General features: G+C 64.5%; 19 protein-coding genes and 1 pseudogene. 7 read left to right on the forward strand and 13 right to left on the reverse strand.

Annotation, left to right across the window (positions count from 1 at the left end; genetic code table 11):
• Positions 1-257: 257 nt before the first annotated feature.
• The gene (locus ACKWRH_RS42985) at positions 258-2,012 is read left to right on the forward strand and encodes a SulP family inorganic anion transporter (RefSeq protein WP_445218473.1); all 1,755 of its coding nucleotides are present in this window, start codon (positions 258-260) and stop codon (positions 2,010-2,012) included.
• A gap of 13 nt (positions 2,013-2,025) precedes the next feature.
• On the opposite strand, the gene ACKWRH_RS42990 is transcribed toward ACKWRH_RS42985, so the two are convergent.
• Together ACKWRH_RS42990 and ACKWRH_RS42995 are read right to left on the reverse strand one after the other, a co-directional pair.
• Positions 2,026-2,475 carry a DUF3085 domain-containing protein gene (locus tag ACKWRH_RS42990; protein ID WP_445218474.1) on the reverse strand — a complete coding sequence of 150 codons (450 nt, stop codon included), beginning with the start codon at positions 2,473-2,475 and terminating at the stop codon, positions 2,026-2,028.
• A complete protein-coding gene (locus tag ACKWRH_RS42995) occupies positions 2,472-2,723 on the reverse strand; it encodes a hypothetical protein (RefSeq protein WP_445218475.1) in 252 nt (83 codons plus the stop codon). The genes ACKWRH_RS42990 and ACKWRH_RS42995 overlap by 4 nt, the downstream gene beginning before the upstream one ends.
• 397 nt (positions 2,724-3,120) lie before the next feature.
• Here ACKWRH_RS42995 and ACKWRH_RS43000 point away from each other — a divergent pair, with 397 nt between their 5' ends.
• Together ACKWRH_RS43000 and ACKWRH_RS43005 are read left to right on the forward strand one after the other, a co-directional pair.
• The gene (locus ACKWRH_RS43000) at positions 3,121-3,339 is read left to right on the forward strand and encodes a hypothetical protein (RefSeq protein WP_445218476.1); all 219 of its coding nucleotides are present in this window, start codon (positions 3,121-3,123) and stop codon (positions 3,337-3,339) included.
• 274 nt (positions 3,340-3,613) lie between these two features.
• A complete protein-coding gene (locus tag ACKWRH_RS43005) occupies positions 3,614-4,621 on the forward strand; it encodes an LLM class flavin-dependent oxidoreductase (protein WP_445218477.1) in 1,008 nt (335 codons plus the stop codon).
• A gap of 12 nt (positions 4,622-4,633) precedes the next feature.
• Here the strand turns inward: ACKWRH_RS43005 and ACKWRH_RS43010 are convergent, their stop codons facing one another.
• From ACKWRH_RS43010 to ACKWRH_RS43035, 6 genes are read right to left on the reverse strand one after another with little or no spacing between them, the layout of a single operon-like run.
• The gene (locus tag ACKWRH_RS43010; RefSeq protein ID WP_445218478.1) at positions 4,634-5,509 is read right to left on the reverse strand and encodes an amidohydrolase family protein; all 876 of its coding nucleotides are present in this window, start codon (positions 5,507-5,509) and stop codon (positions 4,634-4,636) included.
• A gap of 13 nt (positions 5,510-5,522) precedes the next feature.
• Positions 5,523-5,915 carry a RidA family protein gene (locus ACKWRH_RS43015; protein WP_445218479.1) on the reverse strand — a complete coding sequence of 131 codons (393 nt, stop codon included), beginning with the start codon at positions 5,913-5,915 and terminating at the stop codon, positions 5,523-5,525.
• A gap of 25 nt (positions 5,916-5,940) precedes the next feature.
• Positions 5,941-6,744, reverse strand: a complete 804-nt coding sequence (hpaH, locus tag ACKWRH_RS43020; protein WP_445218480.1) for a 2-oxo-hept-4-ene-1,7-dioate hydratase — start codon at positions 6,742-6,744, stop codon at positions 5,941-5,943.
• Between the two features lie 3 nt (positions 6,745-6,747).
• Positions 6,748-7,608: a fumarylacetoacetate hydrolase family protein gene (locus ACKWRH_RS43025; protein ID WP_445218481.1), complete on the reverse strand. Its 861-nt coding sequence runs from the start codon at positions 7,606-7,608 to the stop codon at positions 6,748-6,750.
• 55 nt (positions 7,609-7,663) lie between these two features.
• Entirely contained in the window at positions 7,664-8,281 is a 618-nt protein-coding gene (locus ACKWRH_RS43030; RefSeq protein ID WP_028159130.1) for a flavin reductase family protein, read from the reverse strand.
• A gap of 3 nt (positions 8,282-8,284) precedes the next feature.
• Entirely contained in the window at positions 8,285-9,250 is a 966-nt protein-coding gene (locus tag ACKWRH_RS43035) for a Bug family tripartite tricarboxylate transporter substrate binding protein (RefSeq protein ID WP_445218482.1), read from the reverse strand.
• A gap of 129 nt (positions 9,251-9,379) precedes the next feature.
• Between ACKWRH_RS43035 and ACKWRH_RS43040 the strand changes: the two genes are divergently transcribed.
• From ACKWRH_RS43040 to ACKWRH_RS43050, 3 genes are all read left to right on the forward strand, one after another.
• Positions 9,380-10,180, forward strand: a complete 801-nt coding sequence (locus ACKWRH_RS43040; RefSeq protein ID WP_445218483.1) for an IclR family transcriptional regulator — start codon at positions 9,380-9,382, stop codon at positions 10,178-10,180.
• Between the two features lie 184 nt (positions 10,181-10,364).
• Positions 10,365-11,660, forward strand: coding sequence for an O-acetylhomoserine aminocarboxypropyltransferase (locus ACKWRH_RS43045; protein WP_445218484.1), 1,296 nt, complete (start codon positions 10,365-10,367; stop codon positions 11,658-11,660).
• Between the two features lie 4 nt (positions 11,661-11,664).
• Positions 11,665-12,447, forward strand: coding sequence for an alpha/beta fold hydrolase (locus ACKWRH_RS43050; RefSeq protein ID WP_445218485.1), 783 nt, complete (start codon positions 11,665-11,667; stop codon positions 12,445-12,447).
• 6 nt (positions 12,448-12,453) lie between these two features.
• On the opposite strand, the gene ACKWRH_RS43055 is transcribed toward ACKWRH_RS43050, so the two are convergent.
• Positions 12,454-13,407 carry a sulfonate ABC transporter substrate-binding protein gene (locus ACKWRH_RS43055; RefSeq protein WP_445218486.1) on the reverse strand — a complete coding sequence of 318 codons (954 nt, stop codon included), beginning with the start codon at positions 13,405-13,407 and terminating at the stop codon, positions 12,454-12,456.
• A gap of 23 nt (positions 13,408-13,430) precedes the next feature.
• Complete coding sequence (locus ACKWRH_RS43060; protein WP_445218487.1) at positions 13,431-13,652, reverse strand: hypothetical protein; 222 nt, start codon at positions 13,650-13,652, stop codon at positions 13,431-13,433.
• Positions 13,653-14,044: 392 nt separating this feature from the next.
• Here ACKWRH_RS43060 and ACKWRH_RS43065 point away from each other — a divergent pair.
• A pseudogene (locus ACKWRH_RS43065) lies at positions 14,045-14,774 on the forward strand (SDR family NAD(P)-dependent oxidoreductase).
• Between the two features lie 204 nt (positions 14,775-14,978).
• Here ACKWRH_RS43065 and ACKWRH_RS43070 read toward each other — a convergent pair.
• The 3 genes from ACKWRH_RS43070 to ACKWRH_RS43080 are packed head-to-tail and all read right to left on the reverse strand — an operon-like array spanning position 14,979 to position 17,363.
• Positions 14,979-15,590, reverse strand: a complete 612-nt coding sequence (locus tag ACKWRH_RS43070; protein WP_028159122.1) for a pyridoxamine 5'-phosphate oxidase family protein — start codon at positions 15,588-15,590, stop codon at positions 14,979-14,981.
• A gap of 22 nt (positions 15,591-15,612) precedes the next feature.
• Positions 15,613-16,209: a phosphonate metabolism protein/1,5-bisphosphokinase (PRPP-forming) PhnN gene (phnN, locus tag ACKWRH_RS43075; RefSeq protein WP_445218488.1), complete on the reverse strand. Its 597-nt coding sequence runs from the start codon at positions 16,207-16,209 to the stop codon at positions 15,613-15,615.
• Positions 16,206-17,363, reverse strand: a complete 1,158-nt coding sequence (locus tag ACKWRH_RS43080; protein WP_445218489.1) for an alpha-D-ribose 1-methylphosphonate 5-triphosphate diphosphatase — start codon at positions 17,361-17,363, stop codon at positions 16,206-16,208. The genes phnN and ACKWRH_RS43080 overlap by 4 nt, the downstream gene beginning before the upstream one ends.
• Positions 17,364-17,373: the final 10 nt, after the last annotated feature.

The following is a 17,373-nucleotide window of genomic DNA, read 5'->3' on the forward strand; positions in this document are numbered from 1 at the left end:
GAGGTGCGGGCGACGCGAACAGCCGCGAACGAACGCCATTCTCGCGACATGAAACGCCCGAGTTCGGTTTTGGTCCTTCCCCTCTTCCGTGAAGAGGGCGCAGGGAAGCCTTGGTGCCGGCTGGCACCCATGGCCCGCTGTGCTGCCTCGGCCATAGCGCCGGGCCACTGTTCAGCCTGCTGCGGGCGTAATAGCCTGATCGGTCCAACACATCATGCGGGGCAAACTTGCTCAATGCGGGCTGGGAGAGACCTTCAATGAAGCGCCGGTTGCCCGGACTCGACACTCTCCGCCAATATGAGGCAGCATGGCTTCCGCACGATATCTTCGCCGGCATCGTCCTGGCGACAATGCTGGTCCCGGTCGGCATTGCCTATGCAGCTGCATCGGGCCTGCCGGGCATCTACGGTTTGTACGCAACGATCGTGCCGCTGCTGGCCTACGCGCTGTTCGGCCCAAGCCGCATTCTCGTCCTTGGCCCGGACTCGGCGCTGGCGGCAATACTCCTTGGAGTCATCGCTCCCCTGGCTCAGGGGGATCCCCTGCGGGCCGTGACACTCGCGGGCATGATGGCGATTGTCTCAGGGACGGTCTGTATCCTGGCAGGTGTCGCGCGCCTTGGCTTTATCACCGAGCTTCTCTCGAAGCCGATACGCTACGGGTATATGAACGGAATTGCCCTGACCGTACTGATCAGCCAGCTGCCCAAGCTCTTCGGCTTTTCCATCGAGAGCGAGGGGCCACTGCGAAGCCTGTGGGCGATTGTCAGCGCGATCCTTGGGGGGCAGATAAACCGGGTCGCATTCGCGCTTGGCCTCGCCACGTTGATCGTGATCCTGCTTCTCAGGAACAACAGGCGGGTACCAGGCCTTCTGATCGCGGTCGTTGGGGCTACGCTCGTCGTCGGGGTGCTTGATCTCGGGACGCAATACGGCGTCAAGGTGCTCGGCCCCCTTCCCCAGGGCCTGCCGGGTTTCGTTGTCCCATGGATCACCTCCAGCGACCTCGTCCCGGTGCTGATCGGCGGTTGTGCAGTAGCGATGGTTTCGTTTGCCGATACGAGCGTACTTTCACGTGCCTACGCTGCGCGATTGGGGTCTCGGGTCGATCCCAACCAAGAGATGGTCGGGCTCGGTGCCGCCAATCTGGCGACGGGATTTTTCCAGGGCTTCCCGATCAGCAGCAGTAGTTCACGGACACCCGTTGCGGAAGCCGCCGGTGCCCGCACTCAACTCACCAGCGTCGTAGGCGCGCTTGCCATCGCGTTGCTCCTCCTGGTCGCGCCGAGCCTGCTTCAACATTTACCCACCGCCGCATTGGCCGCCGTCGTCATCGCATCGGCGATTGGCTTGATTGAAGTTGCCGACCTCAAACGAATCTATCGCATTCAACGGTGGGAATTCTGGCTGGCGATCGTCTGCTTTGTCGGTGTAGCAGTGCTCGGAGTCATTCCAGGAATTGGTCTTGCGATCGCAATCGCTATCATCGAGTTCCTGTGGGACGGTTGGCGCCCACACTCCGCCGTATTGGGACGCGCCTACGGCGTCAAAGGCTATCACGACATCACACGATATCCGGATGCGCGCCGGGTCCCCGGGCTGGTCCTGTTTCGCTGGGATGCACCTCTGTTTTTTGCCAACGCCGAATTCTTCAGGGAACGCGTCCTGGATGCCGTAGCGACATCGCCAACACCCGTGCGTTGGCTAGTTGTTGCCGCGGAGCCGGTCACGAGCGTAGACGTCACCGCCTGCGACGTGGTTGCCGAACTGGACCGATCGTTGCACGCGCAAGGCATAGAGTTTTGTTTTGCCGAACTCAAAGATCCCGTGAAGGACAAGCTGAAAAGATTTGGCCTCTTCGCGCAGCTTGGAGAGCATTACTTCTTCCCGACAATCGGCGTAGCCGTCGCCCGTTATCTCGAAACCAACAACGTGGAATGGGAGGACTGGGAGGACGACGATATGCAGGGCTTGGAGAGAGTAGCGGGCCAAGATACCGCGTCTGGTCCTTAGCCGAGATTCAGGCTCACACCCGACAACTGCGTCCTGATGTGGTGTCATTTTTGTCCCGGATGCGCAGCGATTGCAGTCGTATGCTCGCCGTTCCTTTTTCGACGATAGCCACTGTCATCGTGTCGGGCTCGAAGGTCACCTCGACGTCGGCGCCGGCATCGACGGCAGTGCCGATCATCACCAGATCGACGAATTCCCTCCCATCGTTATCGCCGAAGATGGCGCGCTTGATACCCAACCAACTTTGGACCGGCACCCTGAGCGGGTCGCATTCGTTTGCGTAGGCCAGAGTCACGCTGCCCCGAGGCCTGGCGCCGTTATGCACGAGATAGATGCCTTGGCCACCGACAAGCCAGAAACCGGGTGAATCTCGGCCGTTCATGGCTCGCACCGAAACCGGCCATTGCCGGACGGCCTCGTTCCAGAGCGCCTTCAGCCTTGCATGAGGGAAGGTCAGCTTCACTGAGGTTGGTTCCGCCGAGCTGCGTAGTTACGAGCTGCGTGGTTATCCGTGATCGCGTCGGCAATCTGGTCGCGTGGCACAACGCACACGATCTGGGCATCATTCGGCAGGGCGAACGTCAGCCAATAGGTTTCGGCGTCGTACGCGGCGATCACCACGACGGCTTCGACGTAGGCAGCCTTGCTGTTGTCGGCGATGGAAAACCCAGCGTCCGTCAGCGCGGTGCGTTCCTGTTCGTCAAACTTCACGGCGTCATCTCGTGTCTGGAGGACGCCCCCCGCGACGCGCGGTTTACCCACACCGCTTACGGAAACCTCGTTAAATCGCATTAAGGTTGTGAAGGATTGGCAATGTCCGGCGACGCGGGAGCCCGACGACTCCAGCGTCACGGCTGCGCGAACGAGACCCAAGCCATTGAATGATCTTTCTTGTCAGCGCCGCGTCCCTCAACATTCAGCAGGCATCCACTGGTGGCGCCGCAGCGCCCTACCGCGACTGCGTCCGGATGTCGCGCTCCTTCGTCCACGGTCAGGACGATCGGCATCGGCTTCGGCTGGATCGGTTGTTACCGCGATTTAACTGGCTGATCTCTCCGGATCGGGCGAGGGCTGCGCGCGAGCACACCGTCCGCGAGAACGACCAACAATGCCGGAAATTGAAATCACCGACGAGTGCCGCGCTCTGATTGCGGCCGAGTTCCCGTCCGACGATACCGGACAACGCCTGGCAAGCGGCAAATGGCAGATACAGATCGATGAGGTGACGTGGCAAATGCTGCACAAGGTACGGCGGCCCGGCGAGTCAGTATCGGACTGCATCATTCGCGTTATCATCATCATCCAGCACAAGCGCGGCTTGCTGTAGCTGCCGCCAACGGGAGGTGCCGAACTATCTGCCGCTCTTCGACGTGCCACGTGGAATGGGAACGGCAGAACAATTCACGAGATGGAGCCAAAACTAGCAGGACGATTTCGCTCCTGAGAAGCAAAAAGGTGAATCCTGGCCCGCCACATCGTCTTTGACGTTAGCACAGCAGATTTGGATTGCATTTGCGCGCTACGGCCGCGCTAACATTTCCATAATAAGCCACTACATGTGAGGCCGCAGCGCACATCGCACTCCCACCCGGTACCCACCCATGATCCCCTTCTCCGTGCTCGACCTCGCTCCCATCCGAAGAGGTGGCGATGCTGCGCAGGCGTTCCGCAATTCGCTCGATCTCGCCCAGCATGCCGAGGCGTGGGGTTTCAAACGCTTCTGGCTCGCCGAGCATCACAACATGACGGGCATCGCGAGCGCGGCGACGTCGGTGGTGATCGGGCACGTCGCGGGCGGGACCAGGACGATCCGGGTCGGGTCCGGCGGGATCATGCTGCCGAACCATTCGCCGCTGGTCATCGCCGAGCAGTTCGGCACGCTGGAGTCGCTCTATCCCGGGCGCATCGATCTCGGGCTCGGCCGCGCGCCGGGCACCGATCAGTTCACAGCGCGGGCATTGCGGCGCGATCTCGCCACGAGTTCCGAAAATTTTCCGCATGACGTGCTCGAATTGCAGGCGCTGCTCGGTGATGTCCAGCCGAACCAGGCGATCCGCGCCGTGCCCGGCTTTGGGACGAAGGTGCCGCTCTGGATCCTGGGATCGAGCACCTTCGGCGCGCAGCTTGCCGCGATGCTCGGGCTGCCATTCGCGTTCGCCTCGCATTTCGCGCCCCAAATGATGATGCCGGCGCTGCGCGAATATCGGGCGCGCTTCGAGCCGTCGGCGCAGCTCGACAAACCTTACGCGATGGTCGGCGTCAACGTGTTCGCCGCCGAGAGCGACGCGGAGGCGCAGCGGATGTTCTCTTCGCTGCAGCAGCAGTTCATCAATCTGCGCCGCGGCACGCCCGGCCCGCTGCCGCCGCCGGTCGACGACATGGACGCGCTGTGGTCACCGGCCGAGAAGGCCATGGTCGGCCAGTCGCTGTCCTGCTCCGCCGTCGGCTCGCCTGAAACGGTCGAGCAGAAGCTGAAGGCGCTGATCGCCGAGACCGGCGCCGACGAGCTGATGACGACGGGCCAGATCTACGACCACGCAGCGCGGCTGCGCTCGTTCGAGATCGCAGCCGAGGTGCGGGATAGGTTGGGGAAGCAGCCGGGGGTGTGAATCAATTGCGCCCTAATCCGGAAAGCCGAACATTTTTGCCGGATTGTGCACCAGGATCTTCTCCAGCTCGGCCTGGTCGGGCGCGTAGCGGTACATCAGCTCGAGCAGGTCGGCGTCGTTGGGCGGCTGCTTGACGGAGACGGGATGCGGCCAGTCGCTGGCCCAGACGCAGCGGTCGATTGCGGCCTCGATATAAGCGCGCGCGATCGGGATCACGTCGTCATAAGGGGGACCGGCCTGCGAGGTCTTCTCGCCGAGCGACAGCATGACCCAGAAATTGCCCTTCTTCAGCAGCTCCAGCATCTTGCGCAGGTTGGGATCGTCCCTGCCATTCGCGGGCACGGGCCGCGCCATGTGGTCGATCAGCACGGGGACGTCGAGATTCTCGTACTTGGCGACGCTGGAGACGATGCCGTCCTTCTCGGGCTGGATCTTCACGTACCAGCCGAGCTCGCGGATGCGCGCGATGGCGCGGGCGAAATCGACGTCCGACAGCACGGCGCCGAGCTCCTGGCGGAAACTGAAGCGCGCGCCGCGCACGCCCGCGTCATGCAGCTTGGCGAGATAAGCGTCGTTCGCCTCCGCGAACACCAGTGCGTTGGCGCAGCCGCGATAGTTCGGGCCCATCGCCGCAAGACCGTCGAGCACGACGGAATGATCCGCACCATAGGTCGTTGTCTGCACGATGATGCCGCGCTCGATGCCGAGCGTCTTGTGCACGCGCAGCGCCGCTTCCCAGGTCGCGCTCGGCATCCGATAGGCCGCACCGGGCCGCTCCGGATATTTGTCGATGGGCCCCAGCACGTGAAACTGGCTGTCGACGGTCTTCGGCGGCGGCGCCTTGACCGGGCGGCGGGGATTCGGATCGAACGGCAGATAGGTCGGCATGCAAAATGCTCCTTCAGTCGATCACGGCGGTGAAGTCGCACTGCACCAGTGCGCCGCCGTCCATGTTGTCCATCGGCAGCGCGTGGCGCGCCGGGCGCGAATGCTCGTCCGGAAACATCTTCAGCCACTCGACATTGACCGGGCCGCGCTGCGTGCGGTCCTTGAGCCACACCGTCATCTTGATGATGTCGTCCGTGGTGCCGCCGGCGGCCTCCACCGTTGCCTTCATGTGCGCGAACATGTTGGCGCATTGCGCATCCAGGCTCGCGGGCATCACGCCGGCCCCATCACGGCCGAGGATGACACCGGACATCACGAGATTGCCGATGCGGCAGGCGTTGGGAATCGGGTTGGCGTGCTTAAAGCCGCCAATATGGATGCTCTTGCGCCGCGAATGACCCGTCATGATGCGCTCCCTCTTATGTGTTGGTTCAGACGAACTGGCACGACACCGAGCCGAACGCGCCATAGTCGGCGTGGAAGGTGTCGCCGCGGCGGATGTCGACGGGACGGGTGAACGATCCCGCCAGCACCACCTCGCCGGCCGCGAGATGTTCGTCGTGCGGCGCGAGGCGATTGGCGAGCCAGGCGATGCCGTTGGCGGGATGGTTGAGCACGCCGGCGGCAAGCCCGGTCTCCTCGACCTCGCCGTTGCGAAACAGCAGCGCGCCGATCCAGCGCAGGTCCGCGTCCATGGGGCGGAACGGCCGGCCGCCGAGCACCAGCGCGGCATTGGCCGCGTTGTCCGAGATCGTGTCCATGACTTTTCGCGTTTTGCCGGTCTCTGGATCGACGCGATGCATGCGCGTCTCCAGGATTTCGAGCGCAGGCGTGACGTAGTCGGTGGCGTTGAGCACGTCGAAGATGGTGCAGTCAGGTCCGCGGAGCGGCGCCTTCAGCACGAAGGCGAGCTCGACCTCGATGCGCGGCGCGTGGAAGCGGTCGAACGGGATGGGCGTGGCGTCGGCATAGAACATGTCGGCGAACAACACGCCGTAGTCAGGCTCGGCGATGCCGACCGCGTTCTGCATCGCCTTCGAGGTCAACCCGATCTTGTGCCCCTTGATGACGCGTCCTCGCCCAAGCTGGAGCTTGGTCCACGCGCGCTGGACGGCGTAGGCATCCTCGACGCTAAAATCGGGATACTCTTTCGTAAGCATCGGGATCAGCGCCTTGGTGCGCTCGGCCTCATCAAGGCGCGCGGCGAGGCCTTCGATCGTGGCGGTATCAAGCATGGCTTACTGCTCCGCGGCGATGACGTTGCGCAGCACGCCGATGCGCGTCGATTCGACCTCGACGACGTCGCCCACCCTAAGCCAGCGCGGCGGATCGAAACGGGCGCCCGCGCCCGTCGGCGTGCCCGTTACGATCATGTCGCCGGGCTTCAGGGTGGCAAAGGTCGAGAGATAGGAGATCAGGAAGTCGAACGGGAACATCAGCCGCTCGGTCGTGTCCTGCTGCCGCACCTCGCCGTTGACGCGCGTGATGAGGTCATGCGGCCCGCGCGGATCGAGCTCGTCAGACGTAACGATCCACGGCCCGATACTGCCGGAGCGGTCGAAATTCTTGCCCTGGGTGACGTTGAACTTGCCGTGGCGCAGCCAGTCGCGGATCGTGCCCTCGTTGCACAGGGTCATGCCGAAGATGTGCGCGAAGGCTTGTTCGCGCGGGATGTGACGGCCGCCCTGCCCGATCACGATGACGAGCTCGCCCTCGTAGTCGAGCTGCTCGGATACATGCGGCTTCTCCAGCGGCTGGCCGGAGCCCGTCATCGACGACATGCTGCGCACGAACAGGCTGGGATATTTGGGCAGGTCCGAACTGTCTTTATACTCGGCATTGCGCTCAGCGTAGTTGACGCCGATGCACCAGAGCTTTTCCGGCGCAAGCACCGGCGGAAGCAGGACTAGGCTTTCCAGCGCGTGGTCGGGCTTTTGTCCGGCCACCGCTTCCTGCGCGTCCGCGAGCGCGTTGGCCGCGATCAACGCTTTCACGTCGGAAAAGTCGCGGCCGATCCGCCTGGTCAGGTCGACGACGCCGCCATCTACCGCCGCGCCGTAGCGCGGCTCTCCGTCCAAGAGATAGCTTACGAGTCGCATTGTCGTGTTCTCCAATGGTCTTCAGGCACAAGGGCCGGCGCGATGGGCCGCGCGCTCAGTCTTTGGATTTGGGCGTCTGGAAGACGGTGTTCAGCGTCACGATCTCGCCGAGACGGGCGTAACGCGGGCCGCCGATGCGCGCGATCGGGTCGAGCGCCGCGGTCTCGACCTTGCCGTCGTTCACGAGGCCGTCGCGGATGTGGAACATCACGACCTCGCCGACGATGAGCCGGCTGCGGGCCTCGCCGAATTCGAGGCACTGCCGGAAGCGGCATTCCATCGCGACGGGTGCCGCCGCTAGCCGCGGCACCTTGATCCGCTCGCACGGCAGCGTCTCCAGCCCGAGATGCTCGACCTCGCTGATTTCAGGCGGATGCTCGACCGAGCTGTCGTGCACCGCGCCCATCAACGGAGTGTCGGCGATGTGGATGACATATTCCTCGGTGTCGAGGATGTTGTGCGCGGTATCCTTGTAATCGGCACCTTTGCGGCCGACGCTGATCGCCAGCATCGGCGGCTTCTGCGAGACGAAGGTGAAGGCGCTGAAGGGGGCGAGGTTGAGCACGCCGGAGCGCGACAGGCTCGTGACCCAGGCGATCGGGCGCGGCACCACGATGCCGGTCATCAGCCGGTAGATGCGCTCCGCGCCGAGCTCGGTGGGGTCGATCCGCATCGATCAGTCAGCCTTGATGTTGGCCTTGCGCACGACCGGAATCCACTTGGCGTCCTCGCGCTCGAGATAGGCCTTGAACTCGTCCGGCGCCATCGGGGTGGATTCGCCGCCAAGCTTTTCGAACTTGTCGACCACACCGGGATCTTTCAGGATCGCAACCAGAGTCTCGTGAAGTTTGTCGACGATCGGCGCCGGCGTGCCGGCAGGCGCGAACAGGCCCGTAAAGGTCTGGCCGTCGAAGTCCTTGTAGCCGAGCTCGGCGAAGGTCGGCACGTCAGGCAGCGACTTCAGGCGATGCGGGCTGGTGACGGCGAGCGCACGGAACAGGCCGGCCTTGATGTGCTGGAGGCTGACCGTGAGCTGGTCGAATGCGAACTGCACCTGGCCGCCGAGCAGGTCGTTGATGGCAGGCGCATTGCCGCGGTAATGCGCGGTGACCCATTGCAGATCGAGGCTCGACTGCATCAGCTCGCTGAGCAGATGGTTGGTTGTGCCGGGGCCGGGCGAGGCCATCGTCAGCTTGCCGGGCTCGCGCTTGGCGAGCTCGATGAATTCCTTGAACGTCGTGGCCTGCACGGACGGGTGCACTTCGAGCACCAGCGGCGTCATCGAGATCGTCGAGATCGGAAGAAAATCCTTCTTCCAGCTGTAGGCTTCGCGCTTGTTGATCTCGGTCGCGAACAGCACCGGGCCGTTGGCGCCGACGAACAGCGTGTAACCGTCGGGCGCCGATTTCGCAAAAGCTTCGCCCGCGATCATGCCGCCGGCACCGGCCTTGTTCTCGATGATGAAGGGCTGGCCGAGCTTTTCCTGGAGCTTGTCGGCGACGATGCGCGCGGCACTGTCGACGTTGCCGCCGGCCGGATAGGGCACGATCAGCTTGACGCTGCGCGCCGGCCATTGCTGGCCCGATGCGGGTCCCGCCAGCATCGCGGCTGCGGCAGCTATGGCAATCCAGATTAATCTCATGTTAACCTCCCGGCGGCGCTTCCAATTCCATATCGAGTGCCGTGACGTCGCGCATGGCGCTCGATCGCGGCGCAATCTCCAGATGAGCGCTTTACCTGTCGAGTGAATTGTGGCGTTCTTGTCCATATTATGGACAAGACAAACTCCGCAAGATCCGCCCGCGGAACGGCAGAGCCGCGACAGGGCGCGCAGGCGATCCGGCGCGCGCTCGCGGTGCTGCGTATTCTTGCCGCAGGGCGCGAAGACGGCGTGCCACTGGCCGAGGTCGTGCGCGCGACCGGCCTCACCCGCCCGACCGTGCATCGCATCGTCCATGTGCTGATCGAGGAAGGCATCGTCGAACGTTACGAGCGAACCGGCCGCTACGCGATCGGCAACCAGGTGCCGGAGCTCGCACTTGCGCGCCCGCGGCCGTCGCGACTGCTGGTCGCCGCAAATCCGTCGTTGCGGCGTGCCTCCACCGAGATCGGCGACACGCTGTTCCTGACGGTGCGGACCGGCAACGACACGCTGTGCGTCGATCGCAGGATCGGAATCTATCCGATCCAGGTGCTGTCGATCGAGGTCGGCGCGCGCCGGCCGCTCGGCGTCAGCAGCGCAGGCGTGGCCATCCTCGCCGCGATGCCGGCGCAGGACGCGCGAAAAATCGTCGCGGCCAACGAGAAGCGATTCGGGGCCTACCGGACCGACGTCGCGACGGTGCTCGGCCAGGTCACCGCCGCGAGACGGCTGGGGTACGGCATGCGGGAGATCGGCCTCGTGCAGGGCACGAAATCGATCTCCACCTGGATCAAGACCCCGGACGGACAGCCTGCCGCGGCGATCACCGTCTCCGCCGTTCGGACGAGGCTCGGCCCGCGCCGCGAGCAGGAGGTGGCGGAGATTTTGCTGCGGGAGGCGCGGATCATCGAGCAGGCGATCCGGGGCTAGCTCCGCCTCCCCCGGCGTGCGGTAAGTCAATCGCATATGAGCTGGGGCGCACTAAGGCCATCACAGCGTCATGGCCGGGCTTGTCCCGGGCATGACGACCTCTTGCGAATAGTCAATGGGCTGACGTTCCCCGCCATTTTGTGGCACAAGAGCCGCCTCCGCCGATCGACCAACGAGGCCACGCATGCCCGCGCCGAAACCGCCTGCCTTCGAGACCCTGAGCCTGCATGCGGGCCAGCATCCGGATCCCGCGACCGGCGCCCGCGCAGTGCCTATCTACCAGACCACGTCCTACGTGTTCCAGGATTCCGACCACGCCGCCGCGCTGTTCAATCTGGAGCGCGCCGGCCACATCTATACGCGCATCTCCAATCCCACTACGGGCGTGCTGGAAGAGCGGCTCGCGGCGCTCGAAGGCGGCGTCGGCGCGATCTGCACCGCGAGCGGCATGGCCGCGCTGCATCTGGCCATCGCGACGCTCTTGAATGCCGGCGACCACATCTTGGCGTCGAGCTCGCTCTACGGCGGCACCATCAATTTGCTGGCGCACACGCTGCCGCGCTTCGGCATCACCACGACCTTCGTCAAGCCGCGCGACCTCGACGCGTTCCGCGCGGCGATCAAGCCGAACACGAAACTCGTGATCGGCGAGACCATCGGCAATCCCGGGCTCGAAGTGCTCGATATCCCGAAGGTTGCGGCGATCGCGCATGAGGCAAAGATTCCGCTGCTGATCGACAATACCTTTGCCACGCCCTATCTCAGCCGCCCCATCGAGCTTGGCGCCGACATCGTCATGCACTCGGCGACCAAATGGATCGGCGGCCACGGCATCGCGATCGGCGGCGCTATCGTCGACGGCGGCCGGTTCGACTGGCGCGGCTCCGGGAAATTCGGCGTGCTGACCGAGCCCTATGGCGGTTATCACGGCATCGTCTTCGACGAGCAGTTCGGCACGGCCGCCTTCATCATGCGCGCGCGCACCGAAGGCCTGCGCGATTTCGGCGCCTGCCTGTCCCCGACCAACGCGTTCCAGCTCTTGCAAGGCGTGGAGACGCTCGGCGTGCGCATGGACCGCCACATCCAGAACACACATCTGGTTCTGGAGGCGCTGAAGTCGAACAAGGCCGTCGATTGGGTCCTGCATCCCTCGCTGGAGGACCACACGGACTATCAGCTTGCAAAGCAATTGCTGCCGCGTGGCGCCGGCTCGATCGTCTCCTTCGGCATCAAGGGCGGGCGACCCGCCGGCCGAAAATTTATCGAATCGCTGCGCATGATCAGCCATCTCGCCAATGTCGGCGATGCCAAGACATTGGTGATCCACCCGGCCTCGACCACGCATCAGCAAATGGACGCCGAGCAGCTCAAGGCCGCCGGCATCGGCGAGGAGCTGGTGCGGCTGTCGGTCGGCATCGAGACGGCAAGCGACATCATCGACGATCTTGCGCAGGCGCTGCGCATCTCGCAAAAGGTCTGACGCCATGAAGCTCACTGTCAACGGCGCCGAGGTGTTTGTCGCAAACGGTGGCCGCGAGTTCGACAAGTCCCTGCCCGCGGTCGTCTTCATCCACGGCGCCGGCTTCGATCATTCGACCTGGGCGCTGCATACGCGCTGGTTCGCCCATCACGGTTTTGGCGTGCTGGCGCCCGACCTGCCCGGCCACGGCCGCTCGACCGGACCTTCGCTGTCAAGCATCGCCGAGATGGCTGACTGGACTGCGGCATTGCTCGCTGCGGCCGGCGTGCCGAAGGCGCACCTGATCGGCCATTCGATGGGATCGCTGATCTCGCTGGAGACGGCGGCCCGTCACCCCGACAAGGTCTCCGCGCTGAGCCTGATCGGCACCGCCGCGACCATGACGGTCGGCCCGGATCTCCTGAAAGCGGCCGAGGCCAACTCGCAGGATGCCAACGACATGGTGTCGATCTGGGGCCTCGGCTTCAACGCCGAGCTCGGCGGCAGCCTTGCGCCGGGCCTGTGGATGCATGGCGGCGCGCAGACGGTGCTGAGGTCTTGCGAGCCCGGCGTGCTCTTCAGGGATCTGTCGGCCTGCAATTCTTATGCGAATGCGCTGACTGCTGCTGCGAGCGTGCAAGTGCCGACGACGCTCATCCTCGGCGAACGCGACATGATGACGCCCGCGAAGGCGGGCAAGGCGCTCGCCGCGGCGATCCCGCATGCCAAAACCGTCGTGGTGCCGGGCGCCGGCCACATGATCATGGCCGAGCGCCCGGATGAGTTGCTGGCGGCGTTGAGGGGCTGAGCCCGCTTACGACCCCGGCGTCCACTTCCAGACGATGTCGGAGACGTTGACCGGCTTCGGGATCAGGCCGAGTTTTGCAAAACGGTCGGCGACGGCCTGCTGGGTCCTGATCACCTCCGCGTCGAGCGGCACCACGCTGTAGACGGAGCGATTGACGAAGCGCCTGACAGCTTCGATGTCGACGCCGGTCGCCTCGGCCTGCGCCTTTGCGACCTCCTCGTGATGCTGCTCCGCCCACTTGCCTTCGGAGGCGAAGGTCGTGTTGAGCTTCGCGACCAGCGCCGGATATTTCTCGACGAAGTCGGTGTTGGCGATGTAGTAGGCGTTCGGCTTGTGCACGTCCTTGTCGAAGACGAGAACGCGCGCGCTCTCCTTCAATTCGGCGAGCGCGAGATAGGGATCCCAGATCGACCAGGCGTCGACCGAGCCCTTCACGAAGGCCGCCGTCGCATCGGCCGGCGCGAGCGGCGCGGGCGTGATGTCGGACCAGGACAGGCCGGCCTTTTCGAGCGAGGCGACCAGGAGATTGTGCGCGCTCGATCCCTTGCCGAAGGCGACGCGCTTGCCTTTGAGATCAGCGAGCGTCTTGATCGGCGAATCCTTCGGCACGATGATCGCCTGGTTGTCACCTTCGGACTTCACGGCCGCGACATACTTGATTTTTGCGCCGCCGGCTTGCGCGAAGATCGGCGGAGTGTCGCCGACGAAACCGAAATCGACGCTGCCGACGTTGATCGCCTCAAGCAGCGGCGGACCGAACTGGAAGTCGATCCATTTGACCTCGATGCCCAGCGGCCTGAAGGCGCTTTCGAGCGTTTGACGCTGGCGTACCGCCGGGAAGAAGCCGCCCTTCTGGGTACCGATGCGGATTTCCGCCGGCTTGTCCTCGGCGCGTGCTGGTGCGGCCAGGGCGGTTGCAAGGAGAAGCGCTGCGGTCAGGATATGTCGTCGTGCAAGCATGTTGCGGTCCTTTGCGTCGGGGTTCAGTTGGCGAAGAGTGTGGAATTGGCGCGACGGCTCCGCTCCAAAAACACAGCACGCGCGGCTCGTTCGGCCTCGCGCGCCGAACGGAACTGGCGACCTTCGAGGCTGTCGAACAGGCGCTCCGAAGAGAAGAAGCGGAAGCCGCGCTCATCCCTTGTGATGATGCCGGCGGCACGGTCGTGGATTTCGATGATGTAGGCGTTGGACTGGATTTGGGACATGACTGCTCGTTCGCCGGAATTTCGGCGTTCCTGTCGCGGGATTTATGCTGTGGGAGGTTGCTAGGAGGCGATCAGCAACAACAACAGGCGCCTGTTGCCGCCGAGAAGCAGCGCCGCGTCATGCACGCGTGCATGTCGTCAAGGTTACGCTGGTGATCGGTTCTCATAGTGCGGCATCAAGCTCGAGGAGCAGTTTCGATGCTGCGAATATCGAGCGATTGGCGCGTTCGGTCAATGAAATGGCCATCCATATTTGGCAGCGGCGCGCTGAGGCGCTTCTCCCGCCGCAAGCGCCGACAGACGGATTCATCTCGCGATGAGTTCAACAGGCTCGGGCGGCAGGCATGGTACGCTCGCGCAAGGTCAAAATAGGAAATTTGGGAGATCCGGACATGGCGGATGATCTGAAGGGGCGCATCGCGCTCGTCACCGGTGGCTCGCGCGGGATTGGCGCAGCCGTCTGTCGCGCCCTGGCCGCATCAGGCGCGGCGGTGGCGATCAACTGCCGGGAGCAGATCGGGCAAGCCGAGCAGCTCGCAGGCCAGATCGGCAAGCAGGGCGGCCGTGCCATCGTGATTGCCGCCGATGTCTCGCAGCGCGACGCCGTGGCCGGAATGGTCGAGCGCGTCACGGCCGGGCTCGGGCCGATCGACATTCTCGTCAACAACGCCGGCATCGCGATCACGCGCGGCGTCGACGATCTCACCGAGGACGATTTCGACCGCACCATCCTGGTCAACCTGATCCGTCTTCCTGTGCACACAGGCGGTGCTGCCGGAGATGCGCGCGCGGAAATGGGGCCGCATCGTGAACATTTCCTCCGGCGCCGCGCGCGGGGCCGGCTCGATCGGCCCGCACTACAATGCATCCAAGGCCGGCATGGAGGGCCTCTCGCGCGGTTATGCGGCGCGGCTGGTGAAGGAAGGCATCACTGTCAACGCGGTAGCTCCGTCGCTGATCGAGACAGACATGATGAGCGGCCAGCCCGGGCTCGTCAGCCGCATTCCGCTCGGCCGCTTCGGCACGGCCGATGAGGTGGCGAAAGCCGTGATGCTGCTGGTCGGCAATGCCTACATGACCGGGCAGACCATCGCGCTGAGTGGCGGGATGGCGTTTAATTGAGGAGCTTGGCGTCTTCGGCGCATGCGCTCTTGCTTCTCGCCTTGCGGGAGAAGCCGTAGGGTGGGCAAAGCGGAGCGTGCCCACCCCTTCTATCGCGGTGTTGGATAGGTGGTGGGCACGGCGCAAGTGCGCCTTTGCCCACCCTACGAATCCGGAAGCGCGGATAGAGCTCTCACCCGTCTCGCAAGGGGAGAGCGCGAGCGCTCACCACATCGTCGCGGCAGCCCGCTCGGGCCAGATGCGATCGTACTCCGCGCCGCCGACCTTGTTCTCGCTCATCTCGGCAAGGATCTGGCCGGGCGTCGGCAGCGTCTTCGGATCGATCCGCTTGTCGGGATTCCAGAGGTCGGAGCGGACGATGGCGCGGGCGCACTGGAAATAGATTTCGTCCACATTCATCACCATGACGCTGCGCGGCGCCTTGCCCTCGACCTTGAACGAGGCGAGCAGCTCGGGATCGACGGAGAGATGGGCGCGGCCGTTGGCCCGCACCGCGTTGCCGGAACCGGGGATCAGGAACATCAGCGACACCCTGGGATCGCGCACGATGTTGCGCAAGGAATCGACCCGGTTGTTGCCGCGGCGATCCGGCAACATCAGCGTCTTCGGATCATGGATGCGGACGAAGCCGGGGAGATCGCCGCGCGGCGAGCAGTCGATCCCCTCCGGCCCGATGGTGGCGAGCGCGGCAAACGGCGCCTTCTCGATGAAGATGCGGTAGAGCGGGGTAACGTGGTCGGCGACTTTCACGGTCGAGGCATCACCAACGGCACCGTAGATGGCCTCCAGCTGTTCGACCGTTTCAATCACCGACATTCCGTTCTCCTTGTTGCGCCGGCTATTCGTGCCAGCCTTCGTTCCTGATCACACGCACGAGCTGGCGGCTGTGATAGTCAGCGCTGCCCGCATTGAGGATGGTGACATCGGCATTGGCCGATGCGTCGTCGACGCTGCGCGCGAGGCGATCCGCGATATCGCCGTCGCTGTGCCGGGCCCGGGCAGCAAGCCGCTGCGCCAACACGTCCGGCGGCGCCGTGATCGCGACCACGACGACGTTGGCATAGGCCTGGCGCAGCGCGCCGATCACCGTGCGCGAGACATTGGCGACGACGGCCCGGCCAGCGAGGATGTCATCCTTGATTTCGAGCGGAAGAGCGTAGGAATGACCATGCGCTTCCCAGTGCACGGCGAAATCGCCGTGCTCGCGCGCGCGGCGGAATTCGTCCTGGCTCATCGCCATGTTGTCTTCGGCTTCGGAGGATTCGCGCGTCACGACACGGCGCGGAAAGACGATGTCGTGATCATCGATGCAGGCCGCCTGTGCGAGCCGCAACAGCGTGTCCTTGCCGGCACCGCTGGGACCGACCACGAGCACGAGCCGCCCGGGTCCGATCCCGCTGGCCTCATCGTATGCCATGGTCGCGGTCTCGCTCATGCGACGCGGTTTCCTTCGCGCCAGACGCTGCGGACCACGGGAACGTCGCCTGCGACATGGACGCGGATCAGGTCGGCCCGCTTGCCGATCGCGACCTCGCCACGATCCGACAGGCCAACCGCCTCGGCCGGCGCCTTCGTCACGGTGCGAACCGCGGCCGGAAGGCTGATCGCGGGCACATGCTCCGGCAATTGCAGCGCGGCCATCAGGAGGCTGGACGGGATGTAGTCCGACGACAGGATGTCGAGCAGGCCCTCGCGGGCAAGATCGACCGCGGCGATGTTGCCGGAGTGCGAGCCGCCGCGCACGACGTTCGGCGCACCCATCAGGATGTCGATGCCGGCTTGATGCAGGCCGCGCGCGGCCTCCAGCGTGGTCGGGAATTCCGCCACCGACACGCGATCGCGCACGGCGTCCGCGACGTTCTCCTCGGTGGTGTCGTCATGGCTCGCGAGCGGAATATTGTATTTGTGCGCCAGCGCCACGATCTCGCGCATGTTGGTCGCGGCATAAGTCTTCTGATACTCGAAGCGCTTCGCGAACAGCTCGTCGAGCTCGGCATCGGTCTTGCCGCCGCCCTTGCCGCGGTAATAGTCGCGCAGCTTGACCTCGTCGCGGAACTGGCGCTGGCCGGGCGTGTGGTCCATCAGCGACATGAGCTTGACGTCGGGACGGTCGATCAGCTCCCTGGCCTCCTCCACCACGCTCGGCATCGGGATTTCGCAGCGCAGATGCAGGAAGTGGTCGGCACGCAGCAGGCTGGCGTCGCGTGCGGTGGTGATGGCGGCGGCGAGCACGCCGGCGCGGCCATCGACTTCCTCGGCGCCGTCCTCGCGCCAGACCCGGAGCGAGTCGAACACGGTGGTGATGCCCGAGGTCGCGAGCTGGCCGTCATAGGAGATGACGGCAGCGACCGGATTCCAGAACACTTTTGGGCGCGGCACGTAGTGGGCTTCGAGATGGTCGGTATGGAGCTCGATCAGACCGGGCATGATGAGGTCGCCGCCGGCATCCTCGGCGCCCGCGGGCGCCTTGCCCTCGCCGATCTCGGCGATGCGTCCGTCGGCGAGAGCGAGCCAGCCCTGCTCGATCACCCGGTCAGCCAGCACGATCCTGGCGTTGGCGATCACAGATTCTTTCGGCTTGGCGTTCATTTCCATTTCC

This window comes from Bradyrhizobium sp. Pa8, assembly GCF_052588265.1.

Bases quoted from the DNA above. Each gene is read 5' to 3' on its own strand.
- ACKWRH_RS43080 (WP_445218489.1), bottom strand. From the start codon at position 17,363: ATGAACGCCAAGCCGAAAGAATCTGTGATCGCCAACGCCAGGATCGTG.
- ACKWRH_RS43035 (WP_445218482.1), bottom strand. From the start codon at position 9,250: ATGAGATTAATCTGGATTGCCATAGCTGCCGCAGCCGCGATGCTGGCG.
- ACKWRH_RS43045 (WP_445218484.1), top strand. From the start codon at position 10,365: ATGCCCGCGCCGAAACCGCCTGCCTTCGAGACCCTGAGCCTGCATGCG.
- ACKWRH_RS42985 (WP_445218473.1), top strand. From the start codon at position 258: ATGAAGCGCCGGTTGCCCGGACTCGACACTCTCCGCCAATATGAGGCA.
- ACKWRH_RS43005 (WP_445218477.1), top strand. From the start codon at position 3,614: ATGATCCCCTTCTCCGTGCTCGACCTCGCTCCCATCCGAAGAGGTGGC.
- ACKWRH_RS43040 (WP_445218483.1), top strand. From the start codon at position 9,380: ATGGACAAGACAAACTCCGCAAGATCCGCCCGCGGAACGGCAGAGCCG.
- ACKWRH_RS43055 (WP_445218486.1), bottom strand. From the start codon at position 13,407: ATGCTTGCACGACGACATATCCTGACCGCAGCGCTTCTCCTTGCAACC.
- ACKWRH_RS43000 (WP_445218476.1), top strand. From the start codon at position 3,121: ATGCCGGAAATTGAAATCACCGACGAGTGCCGCGCTCTGATTGCGGCC.
- hpaH (WP_445218480.1), bottom strand. From the start codon at position 6,744: ATGCTTGATACCGCCACGATCGAAGGCCTCGCCGCGCGCCTTGATGAG.
- ACKWRH_RS43060 (WP_445218487.1), bottom strand. From the start codon at position 13,652: ATGTCCCAAATCCAGTCCAACGCCTACATCATCGAAATCCACGACCGT.
- ACKWRH_RS43030 (WP_028159130.1), bottom strand. From the start codon at position 8,281: ATGCGGATCGACCCCACCGAGCTCGGCGCGGAGCGCATCTACCGGCTG.
- phnN (WP_445218488.1), bottom strand. From the start codon at position 16,209: ATGAGCGAGACCGCGACCATGGCATACGATGAGGCCAGCGGGATCGGA.
- ACKWRH_RS43025 (WP_445218481.1), bottom strand. From the start codon at position 7,608: ATGCGACTCGTAAGCTATCTCTTGGACGGAGAGCCGCGCTACGGCGCG.
- ACKWRH_RS43015 (WP_445218479.1), bottom strand. From the start codon at position 5,915: ATGACGGGTCATTCGCGGCGCAAGAGCATCCATATTGGCGGCTTTAAG.
- ACKWRH_RS43010 (WP_445218478.1), bottom strand. From the start codon at position 5,509: ATGCCGACCTATCTGCCGTTCGATCCGAATCCCCGCCGCCCGGTCAAG.
- ACKWRH_RS43050 (WP_445218485.1), top strand. From the start codon at position 11,665: ATGAAGCTCACTGTCAACGGCGCCGAGGTGTTTGTCGCAAACGGTGGC.
- ACKWRH_RS43070 (WP_028159122.1), bottom strand. From the start codon at position 15,590: ATGTCGGTGATTGAAACGGTCGAACAGCTGGAGGCCATCTACGGTGCC.